Here is an 18,240-nt window from a genome sequence, read left to right on the forward strand (position 1 = left end):
GACGGTCGCGAGGGAGTGGGCGCGGCGCGGTCGTCGTCGACATGCTCAGCCCAGAGGGAGCAGCTCGCGAGTCGGTCAGCTGCCCAGCCGGGTCGGGTCAGCGCAGCCGGGAGTCGACGTCGGTGACTCCGCAGACCGCGCGCCACACGTCCTTGGCGGACTCGCCGTCGGCGAGGGCCTGGAGCACGGTGCGGCCGCCCAACTCGGCGATGACGTAGTCACGCGCCCAGGACTCGGCGTACATCTCGCCGAAATGGCGGTTCATCCGGCTCCAGAAGTCCGTCAAGCGCATGGTCCCAGTATGGTCCCCGGCCCGCCGTGCCCACGTCGCCCGTAGCCTCCGGACCGGCCGGCGGACCGCCCGTGGCCCGCCGGGCGCCGGCCCGCCCGTAGTCCTCCAGGCGCCGGCCCGCCCGTGGTCCCCCGGACCGCCGGCCCGTCTGTGGTCTGCCGGCTCCGCCTGGCTGCGCCGGTCGTGGTGGGGGGGTCGGAGTGTTCGCGCCGGTCAGAGGACGGGGGAGCCGTACATCTCTCCCAGGGGGTCGGCCAGCAGTTCCAGGCGCGCCCCGTCAGGGTCGCGGAAGTAGATCGACGCGTCGCTCTCCACCTGGTAGGGCACCCCGGCGGCGTCCAGCTTCTCCCTCAGCCTCTCCCACTTGCCGCGCTCGACGGAGATCGCGATGTGGTGCAGGCCGCCGAGCACCTCCTGATACGGCCCGAGGTCGAGCCCGGGGAGGTCGAAGAAGGCGAGCAGGTTGCCGTTGCCGATGTCGAAGAAGAAGTGGTTCGAACCCTTGTAGTCACGGTTCTCGAAGATCTCCGTCAGCGGGAACTCCAGCACGTCCTGGTAGAACTGGATGGTCCGCTCGACGTCTGAACAGATCAGTGCGAAGTGGTGCAGGCCACGTGCGCTGCTCTCTGGCCGTCGTGCCTGGAGGTAGTGCCCGCGGATCCGCTCTCGAGTCGCCTCGATGGCCGCGTAGTCGATGCCCATAGGTCCACATGACGTGCCGGGCGTGGGCCATGTCAAGCCCGCACGGCGTGGCGGGCCCGGTGAGCACGTCGGCCGGACGGGGTGGCGCGTTCTGTCGGTGGCGAGTTGCATGATGAAGCGGTGACCGGATCCGCGCTCGACCACTTCACTCCGGTGACCCGGCAGTGGTTCACCGACGCCTTCGCCATGCCGACGGCCGCCCAAGAGGGCGCGTGGCGGTCCATCGCGCGCGGCGACAACACCCTGGTCGTCGCGCCCACCGGGTCGGGCAAGACGCTCGCCGCGTTCCTGTGGTCGCTCGACCGCCTCGCCGCCGACCGCATGTCGGCCGGCTCCGATCATGACGCCGGCGGGGGCCACGAGAGCGGCACGGGCGCCCCGGCCGGTGAAGGCCGCCAGAGCGGCGCGGGCCGGGGGAAGGGCGCGCGCGGGCGCGCGCGCGACAAAGGCGCTCCCCGGCGGTGCCGGGTGGTGTACGTCTCGCCGCTGAAGGCGCTGGCCGTGGACGTCGAGCGCAACCTGCGCGCCCCGCTCACCGGCATCAAGCAGACGGCGCGGCGCCTCGGGCTGCACGCCCCCGAGATCTCGGTGGCCATCCGCTCGGGCGACACCACGGCCGAGGATCGCCGGCGTTTCGCCGCCGCCCCGGCCGACATTTTGATCACCACGCCCGAGTCGCTCTATCTGATCCTGACGAGCCAGGCCCGCGAGGCGCTGCGCGATGTCGAGACGGTCATCGTCGACGAGGTGCACGCGGTGGCGGCCGGCAAGCGGGGCGTCCATCTCGCGCTGACCCTCGAGCGGCTGGACGCGCTGCTGGCCCGCCCGGCGCAGCGCATCGGCCTGTCGGCCACGGTGCGTCCCGTGAGCGAGGTGGCGACGTTCCTGGGGGGCTCGCGCCCGACGACGGTCGTCCAGCCGCCGTCCGAGAAGGTCATCGAGGTCGACGTGGTCGTCCCCGTGGAGGACATGACCGAGCTGGACGCCGCCCCCCGGCAGGGCCCGCCCCCCGATGACGAGACGGCCTGGCTGGAGCCCGCGGCCCGGCGGTCCATCTGGCCGCACGTCGAGGAGCACCTGCTCGGTCTCATCCGGGCGCACCGCTCGACCATCGTCTTCGCCAACTCCCGGCGCCTGGCCGAGCGTCTGTGCACCCGGCTCAACGAGCTCGCCTACGAACGGTCGAACGGGGGCCCGGCCGGGGCCTTCCCTCCTGACGACCTGTGGACCACCCCACCGGAGGGCGGCGCCGACACGCCGGTGCCGGCGGCGTCGACCTCCACGCCCGCGGCGTCGGTCTCCACGCCTGCGGCGTCGGTCTCCACGCCTGCGGCGATGATGGCTCAGGCCGGCGCCTCCTCCGGGGCGGTGCCCGAGATCGTCCGCGCCCACCACGGGTCGGTGTCCAAAGAAGAGCGCGCCCAGATCGAGGAGGCCCTGAAGTCCGGGCGCCTGCCGGCCGTGGTCGCCACCTCCAGCCTCGAACTGGGCATCGACATGGGGTCGGTCGACCTGGTCGCGTGCGTGGAGGCGCCGCCGAGCGTGGCCAGCGGCCTGCAGCGCATCGGCCGGGCCGGTCACCAGGTGGGGGCCGTCTCCAAGGGCGTCATCTTCCCCAAGTACCGCGGCGACCTGCTCCAGACGGCCGTCGTCTCCGAGCGCATGAAGTCCGGCGAGATCGAGGAGATGCGCTACCCGCGCAACCCCCTCGACGTGCTCGCCCAGCACATCGTGGCCATGTGCGCGCTGGACGAGTGGACCGTCGACGAGCTCGAGAGCCTGGTCAGGCGGGCCGCCCCGTACGCCACCCTGCCGAGGACCGCGCTGGAGGCCACCCTCGACATGCTGGCCGGGCGCTACCCCAGCGAAGAGTTCGCCGAGCTGCGCCCGCGCATCGTGTGGGATCGCGTGACCGGCCGGGTCACCGGCCGCCCCGGAGCCCAGCGCCTGGCGGTCACCAACGCCGGCACCATCCCCGACCGCGGCATGTTCGGCGTCTTCCTCGCCGGGGGCGACACCGGGCGGGGCGGCAGGCGGGTCGGCGAGCTCGACGAAGAGATGGTCTACGAGTCCCGGGTGGGCGACGTCTTCGTGCTGGGCGCCACGTCCTGGCGCATCGAGGACATCACCGCCGATCGCGTGCTGGTGTCCCCCGCGCCCGGCCAGCCGGGCAAGCTGCCGTTCTGGCACGGCGACACCCCGGGCCGTCCCGCCGAGCTCGGCCGGGCCCTCGGCGCCTTCACCCGCGAGCTGTCCGAAGGCAAGGCCGACCGGCTCGCGGAGGCCGGGCTGGACGCCTTCGCCACCGGCAACCTGCTGTCCTACCTGGCCGAGCAGCGCGAGGCCACCGGGTACGTGCCCGACGACCGCACCCTGCTGATCGAGCGCTTCCACGACGAGCTCGGCGACTGGCGGGTGGTCGTGCACAGCCCCTTCGGCGCCCGGGTCCACGCGCCGTGGGCGCTGGCCATCGGCAGGCGGCTGCGCGAGCGCTACGACGTGGACGTGCAGGCCCTGCACTCCGACGACGGCATCGTCCTGCGCATCCCCGACACCCTCGACGGCGCGCCCACCGACGTCGCGGTGTTCGACGCCGACGAGATCGAGCAGATCGTCACCGAGGAGCTCGGCGGCTCGGCGCTGTTCGCCTCCCGGTTCCGCGAGTGCGCCGGCCGCGCCCTGCTGCTGCCCCGGCGCAACCCGGGCAGGCGCTCTCCCCTGTGGCAGCAGCGCCAGCGGGCCGCCGACCTGCTCAAGGTCGCCAGCCGGTACGGCTCGTTCCCGGTGGTGCTGGAGACCATGCGCGAGTGCCTGCAGGACGTCTTCGACGTGCCGGGGCTGGTGCGGCTCATGCGTGACATCGCCGCCCGCCGGGTGCGCGTGGTCGAGGTCGAGACCGCCCAGGCGTCGCCCTTCGCGGCCTCGCTGCTGTTCGCCTACGTCGGCGCCTTCATGTACGGAGGGGACGCTCCGCTGGCCGAGCGGCGCGCGCAGGCGCTCGCCCTGGACACCCACCTGCTCGCCGAACTGCTCGGCGAGGCCGATCTGCGCGAGCTGCTCGACCCCGACGTCGTGGCAGACACCGAGCGCGAGCTGGCGCGGCTCGACCGGCCGCTGCGCGACGCCGAAGACCTCGCCGACCTGCTGCGCACCCACGGCCCGCTGCGCCCGGAGGACATCGCCGTGCGCGGCGGCGACCCGGCCTGGGCGGCCGACCTCGAGGCGGCCAGGCGGGCGATCCGCGTCCGGGTCGCCGGGGCCGAGCAGTGGGCGGCCGTCGAGGACGCCGCCCGGCTCAGGGACGCGCTCGGCGCGCCGCTGCCGATGGGCCTTCCCCACGTGTTCCTGGAGCCCGTGGCCGACCCGCTCGGCGATCTGCTCGCCCGGCACGCCCGCACGCGCGGCCCCTTCGCCGCCGCCACCGCCGCCACCCGCTTCGGGCTGGGCGTCGCCGTCGTGACCGACGCGCTCAGGCGGCTGGCGTCCTCGGGCCGGGTGGTGTCCGGCGAGTTCCGGCCCGGCGGCTGGGGTGAGGAGTGGTGCGACGCGGGTGTGCTGCGGTCGCTGCGGCGCAGGTCGCTGGCCCGGTTGCGCAAGGAGGTCGAGCCCGTCCCGCCCGAGGCGCTGGCCGCGTTCTCCCCGGCCTGGCACGGCATCACCGAGGGCCGGTCGGCGCGCGGCATGGACGCCCTCGTGCACGCCATCGAGCGGCTGCAGGGCGCCGCGGTGCCGGCGTCCGCGCTGGAGACGCTGGTCCTGCCGAGCCGGGTGCCGGGCTACGAGCCGGCGCTGCTGGACGAGCTGACCGCCTCGGGGGAGGTCCTGTGGGCGGGTCAGGGGTCGCTTCCGGGCGGCGACGGCTGGGTGGCGCTGTTCTTCGCCGACACCGCTCCGCTGCTGCTGCCCGCACCGGCCGAGGTCACGATGACCCCGTTGCACGAGAAGATCCTCGACGCCCTGGGCGGCGGTGGGGCGCTGTTCTTCCGCGATCTGTCCACCCGGGCCGGCTCGCTCGACGACATCGCGCTCGCCGGCGCGCTGTGGGACCTGGTGTGGTCCGGGCGCGTCTCGGGCGACACGCTGGCGCCGTTGCGCGCGGCGCTCGGCTCCGGTCGGCCCGCGCACCGGCCGACGACGGCGCGCAGGCGAAGGGCCGTGCTGCCGACCCGGTCGGGGCCGCCGACGGTGAGCGGCCGCTGGTGGTTGCTGCCCGAGGCCTCTGCTGACGCCACCGAACGCGCCCACGCGCAGGCCGAGGTGCTGCTCGAACGGCACGGCGTGGTGACCAAGGGCGCGGTGGCGGCCGAGCGCCTCACCGGTGGGTTCGCCGGGGTCTACCCGGTGTTCCGCGCCTTCGAGGAGACCGGCCGCTGCCGCCGCGGCTACTTCGTGGAGGGTCTGGGCGGCGCCCAGTTCGCCCTCCCCGGCGCCGTCGACCGCATGCGCGCCTCCGCCGCCGGTCCCTTCGCCGCCGGTTTCTCCGCCGCCGGGTCTTCCCTCGCCGGTCCCTCCGCCGCTGATCCCTTCACCCTCGGTCCCTCGGCGACCGGGCCCTCGGCGGCCGGGCGGCGGGCGGTGGTGCTGGCGGCGACCGACCCGGCCTGCCCGTACGGGGCGGCGCTGCCGTGGCCGGCGCATCCCGGAGACCTCACGCACAAGCCCGGTCGCAAGGCCGGGGCGCTGGTGGTGCTGGTGGACGGCCGCCTCATCGTCTACGTCGAGCGCGGCGGCAGGACCCTGCTGTCCTTCGCCGACGACGACCGCCTCCAGCCGGCGGTGGACGCCCTCGCGCTCGCCGTCCGCGACGGGGCGCTCGGCAAGCTCACGGTCGAGAAGGCCGACGGCGCCGCGATCGTCGACTCCCCCCTCGCCGCCGCCCTGGAGACCGCCGGCTTCCACCCCACCCCCCGCGGCCTCCGTCTGCGCGCCTGACGCGCAGGAGCTCAGGTCAGGGTGCGGGGGCCGTAGAGGGCGGCGGGGGTGTTGGTGGTCATGGCCCAGTAGCGGTCGCCGTAGGACCAGTGCCACCACTCGGTGGGGTAGTTGACCAGGCCGGCGGACTCCAGGGCCGCGCCGAGGATCTTGCGGTGCTCGCGCGCGGCGGCCGAGATGTTGGGCGCGTCGGTGTAGCAGGCGCCGTCGCTCTGCTCGGGGTTGGCGTTGACCGGGGTGCCCATGTCCAGCTCGGCGCCGTCGTCGGTGGCGAGGGTGAGGTCGACCGCCGCGCCCGCCGTGTGCGGGGCGACCTCGATGGGCGAGACGTACCGGCTGGCGGCCACGTGCAGCTCTTGCGGCGACATCTCCGGGAAGGCCGCCCGCAGTTCGTCCTTGTACTGCTCGAAGTAGCGCCGCTGCAGCACCGGAGGCCGGTATCCCTCGACCACGAGCAGCCGGTAACCGTAGGGCAGTTGCCGCTGGGCGTCCGAAAGCCGCAGCAGCAGCCCCTCCCGCAGGTGGGCGTAGGCGCCGGCGGGGTCGGCGAGCCTGCCGTCGACACCGAGCACGCCGCGCACGTCGGCCAGCGCCTCACCGTTCTCCTCGACGGCGATGGAGGTCACGCGGGGGTCAGAGATGAGCACGATGTTGCGCATGGCCAGCCAGTCTGACATAACCGACTTTTAACCCTGTTTACCTGGTACCCCGCACCGCGAAGACGTCTCTACGGCATGCCGCCGGCACCGGCTTCTCCTCGGTCCACCTGGTCCCGCGGCCGCCCCAAGGCGTCAGTGCGGCATGTCGCCGACACCGGGTTCTCCTCGATTCGCCCGGGCCCGCGGCCGCCGCAAGGCGTCAGCAGGACATGCCGCCGACACCGTCCGCACGGCCCTGCGGCCGGGGTGAGGCGTCAGTACGGGATGCCGTCGACGGTGCTGGAGAAGACCTCCTCGCGGGCCTGGTCCAGGGCGGCGGCCAGGGCGCCCCGCAGGACCGGGTTGCCCTCGACCTCGGTGACCGCGACCTTCGGCCGGCTCGGGCAGATGCGGGCGACGGCCTTCTCGACCCGCCCGGCGAGCGCCTGACCGCCCGCCCTCCCCACATCCCCGCTGAGCACGACCAGTCCCGGGTCCAGGACGACGGTCACGGCGGCGACCCCGATGGCCAGCCGCTCGGCCACCTCGTCCAGGAAGCCGTCCTTGCCGGTCTCGACGGCGGCGCGGACCATGTCGGCGGCGGGGACCCTGTCGGCGCCGGGCCCGGAACGCAGGCCGTGGGCGGCGGCCAGGCGGCCCATGGCGGCGGCGCCGACCAGGCGCTGGAAGGAACCGGACTGCGGCTCTGTGACGTTGACGGGGAGCGGTTCGCCGGGAACGGGGAGCCAGCCGATCTCGCCCGCGCCGCCGGTGGACCCGCGGTGCGGCCGCCCGCCGAGCATGACGCCGAGCCCCTGCCCCACACCCGCCCACACCAGGACGAAGTCCTCGACTCCGCGCGCTGCTCCGTACGCGTGCTCGGCCAGCGCGACCAGGTTCACGTCGTTCTCTATGGTCACCGAGGACCCGAGGGTCGCCCGCAGGTCGGCGAGCACGCCCGCGTGCCAGGAGGGCAGGTCGAAGGAGAAGCGCACGTCCCCGGTGCGCGGGTCGACCACGCCGCGCGTCCCGATGACCAGGGCCCGCAGCCTGCCGAGCGCGATGCCGGCCGCGTCGCAGGCTCGGCCGACGGCGCTGTGCACGGTCTTGACCGGTTCGCCGGTCTCGCGCGGGTCCACCGCGACCTCGGCGATGAGCTCGCCGGTGATGTCGGCGACGCCGGCGGTGACCTGGCCGGGCAGCACCTCCAGCCCGGCGACGTAGGCGCTGGAGGGCACGACCGCGTACAGCGCGGCGTTGGGCCCGCGGCCGCCGGGACGCCGCCCGGAGACCTCGACCAGGCCGCGCTCCTCCAGCCGGGCCAGGAGCTGGCCGGAGGTGACCTTGGACAGGCCGGTGTGCTCCCCCAGCTCGCCGCGGGTGAGCGGTCCCTGGGCGAGCAGGAGCTCCAGCGCCGCGCGGTCGTTGAGCCGGCGCAGCAGCCGCGGCGTTCCGGGGTGTCGTCTGGGCATGGGGCCGCCCCTCTCGTCACGATCCGCTAACAGGGTTTTTTTTAAGAAAGTTTCTTGTTAGTTTAGCGGCAGTCACCCCGCGGGCAAGCGATCAGGGCCTTGGGGATGTCGCAGCGCAGAGCGCGAGGACGGCGCCTTCGCCGTGGCGTGCGGTTCACCCCGCGCGCCCCTGCTCCGAAGAGCGCGAGCCCGACGCGAAGCCGGGAAGGGAGAACCCACACGTGAACATCGCAAGGATCGCCACCGCGACGGCCACCACCGCCGCTCTCGCCATTGGTGTGGCCGCCTGCGGGGGCGGCGGCGAGCCCGCCGGCCAGGCCGCCGCGCCCCAGGCGTCGGCCTCCTCAGGGCCGGCGTTCGCCGGCCAGAAGCTGACCGTCTGGCGGCTCGGCGCCCCCAACGACGTGCAGGACAAGTACATGTCGGAGCTGAACGCGAAGTTCAAGGAGCAGACCGGCGCCGACGTCGACCTCCAGTGGATCCCCTGGCCCGACGCGCAGAAGAAGTGGACCGCCGCGCTCGCCGGCGGCGTGGGCCCGGACGTGACCGAGTTCGGCAACGACCAGGTCGCCGCCTGGGTCGCCGAGGACGCCCTCGCCGACATCTCCGACGTGGTGAAGTCCAGCCCCGACTTCCAGCAGATCCCGCAGAACCTGTGGGGCTACGAGACCATCGACGGCAAGGTCTACGCCGCTCCCTGGGGCGGCGGCACCCGCGCCGTCCTCTACCGCAAGGACTGGTTCAAGGACCTCGGCATCGAGACGCCCAAGACCTGGGACGACCTCGTCGCGGCGGCCAAGAAGATCGTCGCCAAGAAGGGCAAGGACGTCGACGGCTTCGCCTTCAACGGCGGCTCGGACGCCAACATGTCGCTCTCGCCGTTCGTCTGGTCGGCCGGCGGCGACTTCGCGGCCTTCGAGGGCGGCAAGTGGGTCGGCAAGCTGACCCAGCCCGGCTTCAAGGAGGGCTTCCAGTTCTACACCGACCTGGTCGCCAAGGACGGCGTGTCCGGCAAGGGCCGCCTCAACCTGAACTCCGTGGAGATCAGCCAGCGCTTCGCCGCCGGCAAGGTCGGCATGTACGTCACCGGCGGCTGGGACATCGCCACCATCAAGGAGCAGAGCAAGGGCAAGGTCGGCGACGACCAGATGGCCTTCTTCTCGCTTCCGAACAAGGACGGCAGCGGCCCCGCGCCGGCGTTCCAGGGCGGCAACGACATCGCCATCTGGAAGGACGCCAAGAGCCCTGAGCTGGCCGCCGAGTACCTCAAGCTCGCCGCCGGCAAGGAGTACGGCACCCGGTACGCCAAGGAGGGCGGCCTGCTCCCGCTCTACCCCGACGCCCTGGCCGAGTACGCCAGTGACCCGGTGCAGGCGCCGTTCGCCGAGACCTTCAAGGTGGCCAAGGGCTTCCCCGCCGACCCCGACTGGGCGCAGGCCAACGACACCAAGGCCGTGCTGCAGAACGCGGCGCGGGCCGTCATCGAGGGCAAGAAGAACATCGACACGGCCCTCGGCGACGCCAACACCGAACTCGAGACGATCCTCAACCAGCAGCAGTGACGATGGCGCAGACCTCGACCATCGCCCGGGGCGGGGGCACCCCTCCCGCCCCGGCGGGGCGCGCGTCCCACCGCCCCGCCCGCCGGCCGCGCCGGCTGTCCGCCCGGGCGGTCCCCTACGTGCTGCTGCTACCCGGCCTGCTGGTCATCGGGGTCCTGCTGCTCTACCCGCTGTACCAGATGGTGGAGATGTCCTTCCACAAGGTGGGACTGCGGCAGATCCGCCCGAACCCGCGGCCGGCCGAGTTCGTGGGGACCGGCAACTACACCCAGGTCTTCCAGTCGGAGCTGTTCTGGACCTCCCTGCGCAACACGGTGGTGTTCGCCGTGGTCACCGTCGCGCTGACGCTGCTGCTCGGCACCCTGGTCGGCCTGCTGCTGAACCGGCTGGGCCGCAGGATGTCCACCTTCGTCGTCGTGGGCATCATGGCGGCCTGGGCCACCCCGCCCACCGCCACGGCGATCATCTGGAAGTGGCTGTTCGACGCCGACGCGGGCGTGGTGAACTGGACGCTGAACCTGCTGCCCGACGGGCTGTCCAGCCTGGTGTTCGGGCGGTCGGACTGGTCGGGCCAGCCCTGGCTCAACTCCGCCTCGACGATCTACCTGGTGCTGATCGTCGCCGTGGTGTGGGCGTCGTTCCCGTTCATCGCCGTGTCGGTGCTCGCGGGGCTCAAGAGCATCCCCTCGGAGCTGTACGAGGCGGCGCGGGTGGACGGATCGGCGCCGGTGACGACCTTCTGGAAGATCACCTTCCCGCTGCTGCGGCCGGTGTTCTCGGTCCTGCTCGTCCTGTCGATCATCTGGGACTTCAAGGTCTTCACCCAGCTCTACGTGCTGGCCGGCGGCACGACCAACCGGGACGCCTTCAACCTGTCGCTGTGGGCCTACACCGAGGCGTTCAGCGCGCCGCCCAAGATGGGCTTCGGCGCGGCCATCGCGGTCATCCTCACCGTGATCATGCTGCTGATCACCGCCATCTATGTCCGCCAGATCGTCAGAACGGAGGACGTGCGATGAACCCGCGCACCGCCAGGCGCCTCAAGACGGCCGCCCTGAACGCGGCCGGCGTCGCGGTGTTCCTGTTCGCCGTGTTCCCCGTGTACTGGATGGTCGCGACGGCGTTCAAGCCCAACGACGAGATCTTCACGACGCGGTTCATCCCCTTCCCGCTGTCGCCGACGATGGAGCACGTGTCCCGGGTGCTGACCAGGGGCGTCGCCGGGCACTCGGTGTGGCGGTACCTGATGAACAGCGCCGTCGTCGCGGTCGGCACCGTGCTGGTCGGATCGGTGTTCGCGCTGCTCGCCGCCACCGCCGTGGCGCGTTTCCGGTTCCGGTTCCGCACGAGTTTCCTGATCCTGCTGCTGATCGTGCAGATGGTGCCGGGCGAGGCGCTGCTGATCCCGCTGTTCCTGATGGTCAAGCGGCTCGGCCTGTACGACCAGCTTCTCGGCCTGATCGTCGTCAACGTGGGCTTCACGCTGCCGTTCGCGATCTGGATGCTGCGGACGTTCGTGGCCGCGGTGCCCAAGGAACTGGAGGAGGCGGCCGCCATCGACGGCGCGGGCCGTTTCGTCACCTTCTGGAGGGTGCTGTTCCCGCTCGTCGCGCCGGGCCTGGTGGCGACGAGCATCTTCTCGTTCATCACCGCGTGGAACGAGTTCGTCTTCGCGCTGACGCTGATCAACGATCAGGGCACCTACACGATGCCCGTGGCGCTGGGGTTCTTCACCAGCCAGCGTTCGACGGACTGGGGCGGCATCATGGCCGCCTCGACGCTGATGACCATTCCGGTCATCGCGTTCTTCCTGCTGGTGCAGCGGCGCATGGTCTCGGGCCTGGTCGCCGGCGCCGTGAAAGGCTGACGACGACAGTCGGCCCATTTATCGCAACGAAGGAGTCGAGTACAGCCATGTCTGAGTTCTCCGCGGGCGCGTCCCAGGGCGAGTCTCCCGTGGGCGGCGGTGACCGGGGGCTGCGCCGCCTGGCGGCCGGCACGCTCCTGGCCGCCTTCCCCGGGACCACCGCCCCCGACTGGATCCTGCGCGATCTGGAGGACGGCCTCGGCGGGGTGACGCTGTTCGGCTTCAACGTCGCGGGGGCCGAGCAGCTCGCGGGCCTCACGGCGCGGCTGCGCGAGGCGGGTGACCCGGTCATCAGCCTGGACGAGGAGGGCGGCGACGTCACGCGGCTCGCCTACCACGTCGGAAGCCCGTACCCGGGCAACGCGGCGCTGGGCGCCGTGGACGACGTCGAGCTGACCCGCCGGGTGTACCGGTCGATCGGCGACGACCTCGCACGTTGCGGGGTGAACCTGGACATGGCGCCCGACGCGGACGTGAACACCGCCGACGACAATCCCGTGATCGGCACCCGGTCGTTCGGGTCGGACGCCGCTCTGGTGGCGCGGCACACCGTCGCGGCGGTCGCCGGGCTGCAGGACGCCGGCGTGGCCGCCTGCGTCAAGCACTTCCCCGGCCACGGCGCCACCCGGCAGGACTCCCACCTGGAGGTTCCCGTGGTGGACGTCTCGCGCGAGGTGTTGTGGGAGCGTGAACTCGTCCCGTTCCGCGCCGCCATCGAGGCCGGCACCCGGTCGATCATGACGGCGCACGTGCGGGTCCCGTTCCTCACCGGCGCGGCGCCCGCCACGCTCTCGGCCCCGGCGCTGACCGAGCTGCTCAGGGGTGAGCTCGGTTACACCGGCGTCGTCATCTCCGACGCCCTGGACATGCACGCGATCACCGAGAGCGTCGGGCTCGGCGGGGGCGCGGTGCTGTCGCTGGCCGCCGGCTCCGACCTGCTGTGCCTGGGGCCGCTGCCGACGCGCGAGCAGATCGAGGCGATCAAGGACGAGATCGTGGCCGCCGTGCGCGACGGACGCCTGCCGCTCGCCCGCCTGGAGGAGGCCGCCGAGCGCGTCGCGCGGCTGCGCGGCTGGTTCGGCGCGCCGCGCGAGGAGGCCAGGGACGGCAACGTGATCGGCCTGACCGCGGCCCGCCGGGCGGTGCGGCTGTCGGGCACCGCCGCCCCGCTGGTGGATCCGCTGGTCGTCGAGGTGGACACCCCGCCCACGATCGCCGTCGGCGACGTGCCCTGGGGCTTCGCCCCCTGGCTGCCGGAGGCGGAGATCACCCGGGTCAAGCCGGACGCGGCCGACGCGAGCGGCCTGCTCGAACGGGCCCGCGGCCGGTCGCTGGTGATCGTGGTCAAGGACGCCCACCGCCACCGGGCCAGCCAGGAGATCGTCTCGGAGCTGCTCGCCGTGCGTCCCGACGCGATCGTCGTGGAGATGGGCCTGCCGATCTGGCGTCCCACGGCCGGCGCCTACCTCGCGACGTACGGGGCCGCCCGCGCCAACGCCCAGGCCGCCGCCGAGCTCCTCACCGCCTGACGACCGGGCGGCGCGGATCAGCGCAGGTCAGCGGATCAGCGCAGGTCAGCGGGTCAGCGGTCAGCGGGTCAGCGGGTCAGCGGGTCAGGGCAGATCAGCGGGTCAGGGGAGGACAGCGCAGGTCGGCGGGTCAGCGCAGGTCGCACAGTTCCCGGGTGGCCGGTGAGGCGGTGCAGGGCTGGAAGCCCGTGGCGCTGAGCCTGGCCTGCGCGCGGACGTGGGAGCGGACGAACTCGACGAAGGACGCCTTCAGCGATCCCGGCTCCAGCGGGCCGCGGAAGTACAGGTACTCGGTGGTCCAGAAGGGGTAGCCCTCACCCGGTCTGGCCGCGGTGGCGGAGGCGAACGCCCGGCCGTCCAGGGTCAGCGCGGTGACGCTGCCCGCTCCGCGCGCCTCGGCGATCGACACCTCGTCGGCGTAGCCGATCGCCCCGGGGATCGTGCTGATCTTCTGGATGATCTCGGCGTTGTCGTCGCGCTCGCAGCGGATCACCGGCGCGGCGGGGTTGCGGTCCTTCTCCAGGCAGGAGTTGGACGACAGCAGGCCCTCGCCGGTGCCCGGGCCGAGCACCTGCCTCTCGAACAACTGCCGCGTGCCGGAGTTCTGCCCGCGCCCCACGATGCGGATCGGCAGGGACCTCCCGCCGGCGCCGGGCACCTGCTTCCAGTCGGTCCACGTGCCGTCGTAGATCTTGCGCAGGTCCGCGGCGCGCACCGCGGACAGCCCGACGCCGCTGTTCACCACCACGTGGTAGACGACGATCGCGATCTTGTACGACCGGAGCCCGCCGCCGGTCTCGTCGCTGCGTCCGTCCGACAGCGCGACCAGCCCCCGGGACGGCGCCGGATCGGCCTCGATCACGCCGCGGACGCCTTCGAGCGAGCCGGTGGCCTCGGTGGTGACGCGCGCGTCGTCCCCGCACGCGCTGCGGTACTCCTCCGCCAGCGCCCGCATCGCCGGCATGAACACGCTGGACCCCTCGACGCGCAGGTCGCCGACCGCGCACGCCACGGTGCCGTCGACCGGCCGGGACATCAGGCCGAGCACCAGCACGGCGGTGAGCACCCCGGCGAGCGCGCCGCTCACCCGTGGAAGAGTGACGCGCCGCCTCTCCCCCTCGTCCTTGATCAGACCGGTGTCGCGCATCTTGCCGGATGTGCGGACGACCTTGGTGATCTCGCCCTCCGGGCCGTTGGGCTCCCGCAGGACGACGACGAGCTTGGCCTTCTGCCCCCGCTTCAGCGACAGCCCGTCGATGCGCACCCCGTGCCAGCCGGGCTCGGCGACGTCCTGGCCGCTCTGGGGCACCACCCAGCGGGTGAGGCGCTCGCCGAGCCGCTGCCGGACGGTGAGCAGGTTGTCCCGGGCCGGCCGGCTGTCCTCGGCGGGGAAGAAGCGCAGGCCGTTCCTGAGCTCCTCGCGCAGCTCCGGGGTGCTCGCCTCGGAGATCCTGGCGTTCCACACCACGCGCCCGCCGAAGGTGAACGACAGCGGGCGCTCGAAGTCCTCGGGTTCGATGTCGTAGGTGCCGCCGTTGCGGATGCGGATGACGACCATGCTCATCCGGTCGAGCAGCCGGGCGACCTGGCGCAGCTGGGGCGGCCCGTGCGCGGCGGGGTCGGCGCCGTCGTGCAGCGTCTCGGGCCCCACGCCGATCTTCGAGTTGTACAGAACCCGGAAGATCACGCGCTTGCGCCGGACGAGCAGCCGGTCGACGAAGGGGGTGGCCACCAGCAGGACGATCGAGAAGATGACCGGGCCGGCGCCGCCGAAGAAGCCGACCAGGCGCGCCAGCCACTCCAGTACGGCCGCCACCGAACTCCCTCCCCACCAAACCGGTTCAATTCTCCCGGCCCGCCGGGGACAGCGGCTCGCATGGTGGATCAGTTCATCGGGAATTCAGCCGGCGGACATGAAGGGGCGGCCGCGGGATCAGGAGGCGAAGATCTCCTCGCGGGCCTGTTCGAGGGCGGCCAGGACGGCGCCGCGCAGCACGGGGCGGCCCTTGACCTCGCTCGCCACCACCTCGGGCCTGATCGGGCAGATGCGCGCCACCGCCTCCTCCACGCGGTGGGTCAGCGCGGCCCCGCCGGCCCGGCCGATCTCGCCGTTGAGCACGACCAGGGCCGGGTCCAGGACCACGCACACCGAGGCGACTCCGAGGGCCAGCCGGTGGGCCAGCTCGTCCAGGAACCGCGCCCCGGCGTCCCCGCCCTCGACGGCCGCGTGGACGGCGTCGGCGGCCGAGCCGCCCGCGAAGCCGTACGGGCCGGCCAGTTCGGCCACGGCCTCGGCGCTGATCAGGGCGTGCAGGCCGCCGGCCAGGGCGGGCATCCGGCCGGGGACGGCCTTGACGTCCTCGGCCAGCGGCACGCCGGGGACCGGCAGGTATCCGATCTCGCCCGCGCTGCCCGAACGCCCCCGGTGCAGCCGGCCACCGAGGACGACGGCGAGGCCGACGCCGCGTTCGACCCACAGCAGCACGAAGTCGTCCACGCCCTTGGCGGCGCCCTCGGCGCGCTCGGCGATCGCCGCGAGGTTCACGTCGTTCTCAATGGACACCGGCCGCCGCAGGTCCTGGGCCAGGGCCTGGTGGCTGCCCTCGTGCCAGCCCGGCAGGTCGAAGGAGAACCGGACGTCGCCCGAGCGCGGGTCGACCACGCCGGGGGTGCCGATCACGATGGCCCTGAGGCGGGAAAGGGCGACCTTGCCCGAGCGGCAGGCCTTCACCACCGCGTTGTGCACCATCGCGACCGGATCGTCGTGCCCATTGGGGGAAATGACGGCCTCGGCCACGATTTCGCCATTGATATCGGCGATGGCGGTGGTCACCGTTTCCGGGCCGACATCGAGCCCGGCCACATAGGCCGACGACGGAATCACCCCGTAAAGGGCGGCATTGGGCCCCCGGTTACCGGCCTGCTCCCCGACCACCTCGACCAGGCCGCGATCTTCCAGCCGCGACAGCGTCTGGGAGGCGGTGACCTTGGAAAGGCCGGTCATCTCCCCGATCTGGCCCCTGGTCATCGGGCCGGAGGCGAGCAGCAGCTCCAGGGCGGCCCGGTCGTTGATCTCCCGTAGCAACCTGGGCACGCCAGGACGTCGCTCCATCGCAGGCTTTCTTGTCGTCGGTCCCCGTTGGTTTCATCACAAAACGCGCGCGTGGTGTGACACAACCAGTACTCAGTAAAGCTTCCTGCCAGTTTAGCGGCAGCGTTCCCGCGCGAAAGGCCACCGCACCTCCCGTTCCGCCGTTCGCCCGCCGCCATCCGCCGTCCCGGCCTTCGCCGCGCCGGACGCCTTGCGTTTGGCCCCGCATTGACCCGAGGATCACTCATGTCTTTCTGAGGAGCATTCATGGGCGCCGCCACCGACACCTCCCCCGCCTTCCGGATCCCGCTCCGCCCGCTCGCCGCGCACCACAGGTCGATGGTCGTCCTCGCCCTCGGCGTCGTGTTGCTCACCGACGTGCTGCGGGTGATGCTGCCGTCGCTGATCACGCTGTTCGGCCGCGCGGGCGACACTCCCCCCGAGCGCATGGGCCTGTTCGCGGCCCTGTGGTTCCTCCTGCCGTTCGCCGCGGCGCCGCTCGCCCGGCGGTGGGGAGCCCGGCCGGTCGCGCTCGGCGGCGCGGCCCTGCTGGTGGCCGACCGGCTGGCGCTCCAGGCGGCCGACGGCGGGGCGCCGCAGCTCTACCTGGCCGGCGCCGGCGTCGGCTTCGGCCTGGTCTTCCTGTACGGATGCGCGCTGAGGCTGCCGCGCCGCACCGTCCCGGCCGGCCTGGCCGCCGGCATGGCCGCCTCGGCCACCGCCCACCTCGCGCTGGACCAGGTGGACCTCGTCTGGCGGGACGGCGTCCTGCCCTGGCTCCCCGTCCTGGCCGTCGGCGCCGCCTTCCTCCGGCTCGCGTGGGCGGCGCCCGCGCCCGGCGACCCCGCGCCACCGGGGGTGTGGTTCGCCTTCGGCCCCGCGCTGGCGCTGCACGGCATGTATCTGGCGACGCTGGGGCTGGCCGAGCATCCCGGAGGCGAGCAGGGCGGCCCGTGGCGCATCGCCGTCGTCGCGGCGGCGCTGGTCTGCGCCCAGTTCGTCATGGTCTCCTACGCCGCGCGCCCGCCCTACCGGCGCTGGGTCGTCGTCGTCCTGCTCCCGGCGGCGGTCGCGGCGCTGGCCGTCTCGTCGGCGCTTCCGTTCGCCCTGTTCGCCGCGGTCGCGCTCGGCGGCTGCCTGGGCATGGCGGCCCTGCCCGCCACCTCGCCCGCCTCCGCCCGGCGCGGCGGGATCGCGCTGCTCGGCGGCGCGCTGGTGTTCCTGATCGCCGTCTTCCTGTACTACGCCGCCTACGACGCCGACCTCGGCTTCCCCAACGGCGTGGTCCCCGTGCTGCTCGCCGGCACGGTGGCCGCGATCGCCGCCGCGGCGGCGCGCGGGCGGGCCGTCCAGCACCTCGCCCGCCCCCGGCCCCGGGCGGTCGTCGTCGCGGCGCTGGTCACGGCGGCCGCCGTCGCCGCGCTCACCTGGCGTCCCCTGCCGGAGACACGGCCCATTCCGCGGAGCGAGTTCACGCTGATCGCCTACAACATCCGGATGGGGTTCGGGTTGAAGGGCACCCTGGACCTGGACCGCATCGCGGCCTGGGCCCGGGCCGAGCGTCCCGACGTGGTCCTGCTCAGCGAGGTGGACCGCGGATGGCTGCTCAACGGCGGCCACGACGACCTGGCGCGCATCGCGCGGGGGCTCGGCATGCGGTACCACTTCGCCCCCGCCGCCGACCCGCTGTGGGGCGACGCGATCATCACCGACCTGCCGGTCCGGCAGGTCGTCTCGCATCCGCTGGGCCGGCACGACCACCCGACCGGCGCCCAGGCGCAGGCGGCCGTCGTCGAGGTGGCGGGAAGGCAGGTGGGAATCGTGGGCACCCATTTGCAGGCGCCGCCCGGCCAGGCGCCCGAGGTGGCCGCCGTCGTCCGCGACCTGGGAGGCGGCCGGCCGGTCCTGCTGGCCGGTGACCTCAACACCAGGCCAGGCGACCCTGCGATGCGCGTGCTGTCGGCTGCGGGCCTGTCCGACCCGCTCACGGGCCTGGGCGACCCGCTCACCTCCCCCGCCGACGCGCCTGTCGAGCGCATCGACCACGTGCTCGTAGGACCGGGGCTGGCGGTCACGGCGGCACGGGCGCCGGGGGTGGAATTCTCAGATCATCGGCCACTCGTGGTCAGGTTGCGTGTAACCGGGGTTTAGCAGG

12 protein-coding genes are annotated in these 18,240 nt (G+C 73.2%); 6 read left to right on the top strand and 6 right to left on the bottom strand.

Annotated features, from left to right (window positions below; translation table 11 throughout):
• Positions 1–97 precede the first annotated feature (97 nt).
• Positions 98–292 (bottom strand): DUF3046 domain-containing protein, encoded by a 195-nt coding sequence (locus tag ACFQSB_RS01995; protein ID WP_354835151.1) that lies wholly within the window; start codon positions 290–292, stop codon positions 98–100.
• Between the two features lie 213 nt (positions 293–505).
• Positions 506–994 (bottom strand): VOC family protein, encoded by a 489-nt coding sequence (locus ACFQSB_RS02000; protein WP_380823936.1) that lies wholly within the window; start codon positions 992–994, stop codon positions 506–508.
• Between the two features lie 186 nt (positions 995–1,180).
• Here ACFQSB_RS02000 and ACFQSB_RS02005 point away from each other — a divergent pair, with 186 nt between their 5' ends.
• A complete protein-coding gene (locus ACFQSB_RS02005) occupies positions 1,181–5,926 on the top strand; it encodes an ATP-dependent helicase (RefSeq protein ID WP_380824051.1) in 4,746 nt (1,581 codons plus the stop codon).
• An 11-nt stretch (positions 5,927–5,937) separates the two neighbouring features.
• Here ACFQSB_RS02005 and ACFQSB_RS02010 read toward each other — a convergent pair whose 3' ends face one another.
• Entirely contained in the window at positions 5,938–6,603 is a 666-nt protein-coding gene (locus ACFQSB_RS02010; protein WP_380823937.1) for a M15 family metallopeptidase, read from the bottom strand.
• Between the two features lie 236 nt (positions 6,604–6,839).
• Positions 6,840–8,036 (bottom strand): ROK family transcriptional regulator, encoded by a 1,197-nt coding sequence (locus tag ACFQSB_RS02015; protein ID WP_380823938.1) that lies wholly within the window; start codon positions 8,034–8,036, stop codon positions 6,840–6,842.
• 221 nt (positions 8,037–8,257) lie between these two features.
• On the opposite strand from ACFQSB_RS02015, the gene ACFQSB_RS02020 reads away from it, so the two are divergent.
• The 4 genes from ACFQSB_RS02020 to ACFQSB_RS02035 are packed head-to-tail and all read left to right on the top strand — an operon-like array spanning position 8,258 to position 12,994.
• Positions 8,258–9,598, top strand: a complete 1,341-nt coding sequence (locus ACFQSB_RS02020; protein WP_380823939.1) for an extracellular solute-binding protein — start codon at positions 8,258–8,260, stop codon at positions 9,596–9,598.
• 2 nt (positions 9,599–9,600) lie between these two features.
• A complete protein-coding gene (locus ACFQSB_RS02025; protein ID WP_380823940.1) occupies positions 9,601–10,617 on the top strand; it encodes a carbohydrate ABC transporter permease in 1,017 nt (338 codons plus the stop codon).
• Positions 10,614–11,465: a carbohydrate ABC transporter permease gene (locus ACFQSB_RS02030; protein ID WP_354835166.1), complete on the top strand. Its 852-nt coding sequence runs from the start codon at positions 10,614–10,616 to the stop codon at positions 11,463–11,465. The genes ACFQSB_RS02025 and ACFQSB_RS02030 overlap by 4 nt, the downstream gene beginning before the upstream one ends.
• Positions 11,466–11,512: 47 nt before the next feature.
• Positions 11,513–12,994: a glycoside hydrolase family 3 protein gene (locus ACFQSB_RS02035; RefSeq protein ID WP_380823941.1), complete on the top strand. Its 1,482-nt coding sequence runs from the start codon at positions 11,513–11,515 to the stop codon at positions 12,992–12,994.
• A gap of 130 nt (positions 12,995–13,124) precedes the next feature.
• Here ACFQSB_RS02035 and ACFQSB_RS02040 read toward each other — a convergent pair whose 3' ends face one another.
• A complete protein-coding gene (locus ACFQSB_RS02040) occupies positions 13,125–14,810 on the bottom strand; it encodes a PstS family phosphate ABC transporter substrate-binding protein (protein ID WP_380823942.1) in 1,686 nt (561 codons plus the stop codon).
• Positions 14,811–14,927: 117 nt separating this feature from the next.
• Positions 14,928–16,106 (bottom strand): ROK family transcriptional regulator, encoded by a 1,179-nt coding sequence (locus ACFQSB_RS02045; RefSeq protein ID WP_380823943.1) that lies wholly within the window; start codon positions 16,104–16,106, stop codon positions 14,928–14,930.
• A gap of 246 nt (positions 16,107–16,352) precedes the next feature.
• Here ACFQSB_RS02045 and ACFQSB_RS02050 point away from each other — a divergent pair, with 246 nt between their 5' ends.
• Entirely contained in the window at positions 16,353–18,236 is a 1,884-nt protein-coding gene (locus tag ACFQSB_RS02050; protein WP_380823944.1) for an endonuclease/exonuclease/phosphatase family protein, read from the top strand.
• Positions 18,237–18,240 lie beyond the last annotated feature (4 nt).

The sequence above is a fragment of the Sphaerisporangium rhizosphaerae genome (assembly GCF_042665155.1).
GTDB classification, from domain to species: Bacteria; Actinomycetota; Actinomycetes; order Streptosporangiales; family Streptosporangiaceae; genus Sphaerisporangium; species Sphaerisporangium rhizosphaerae.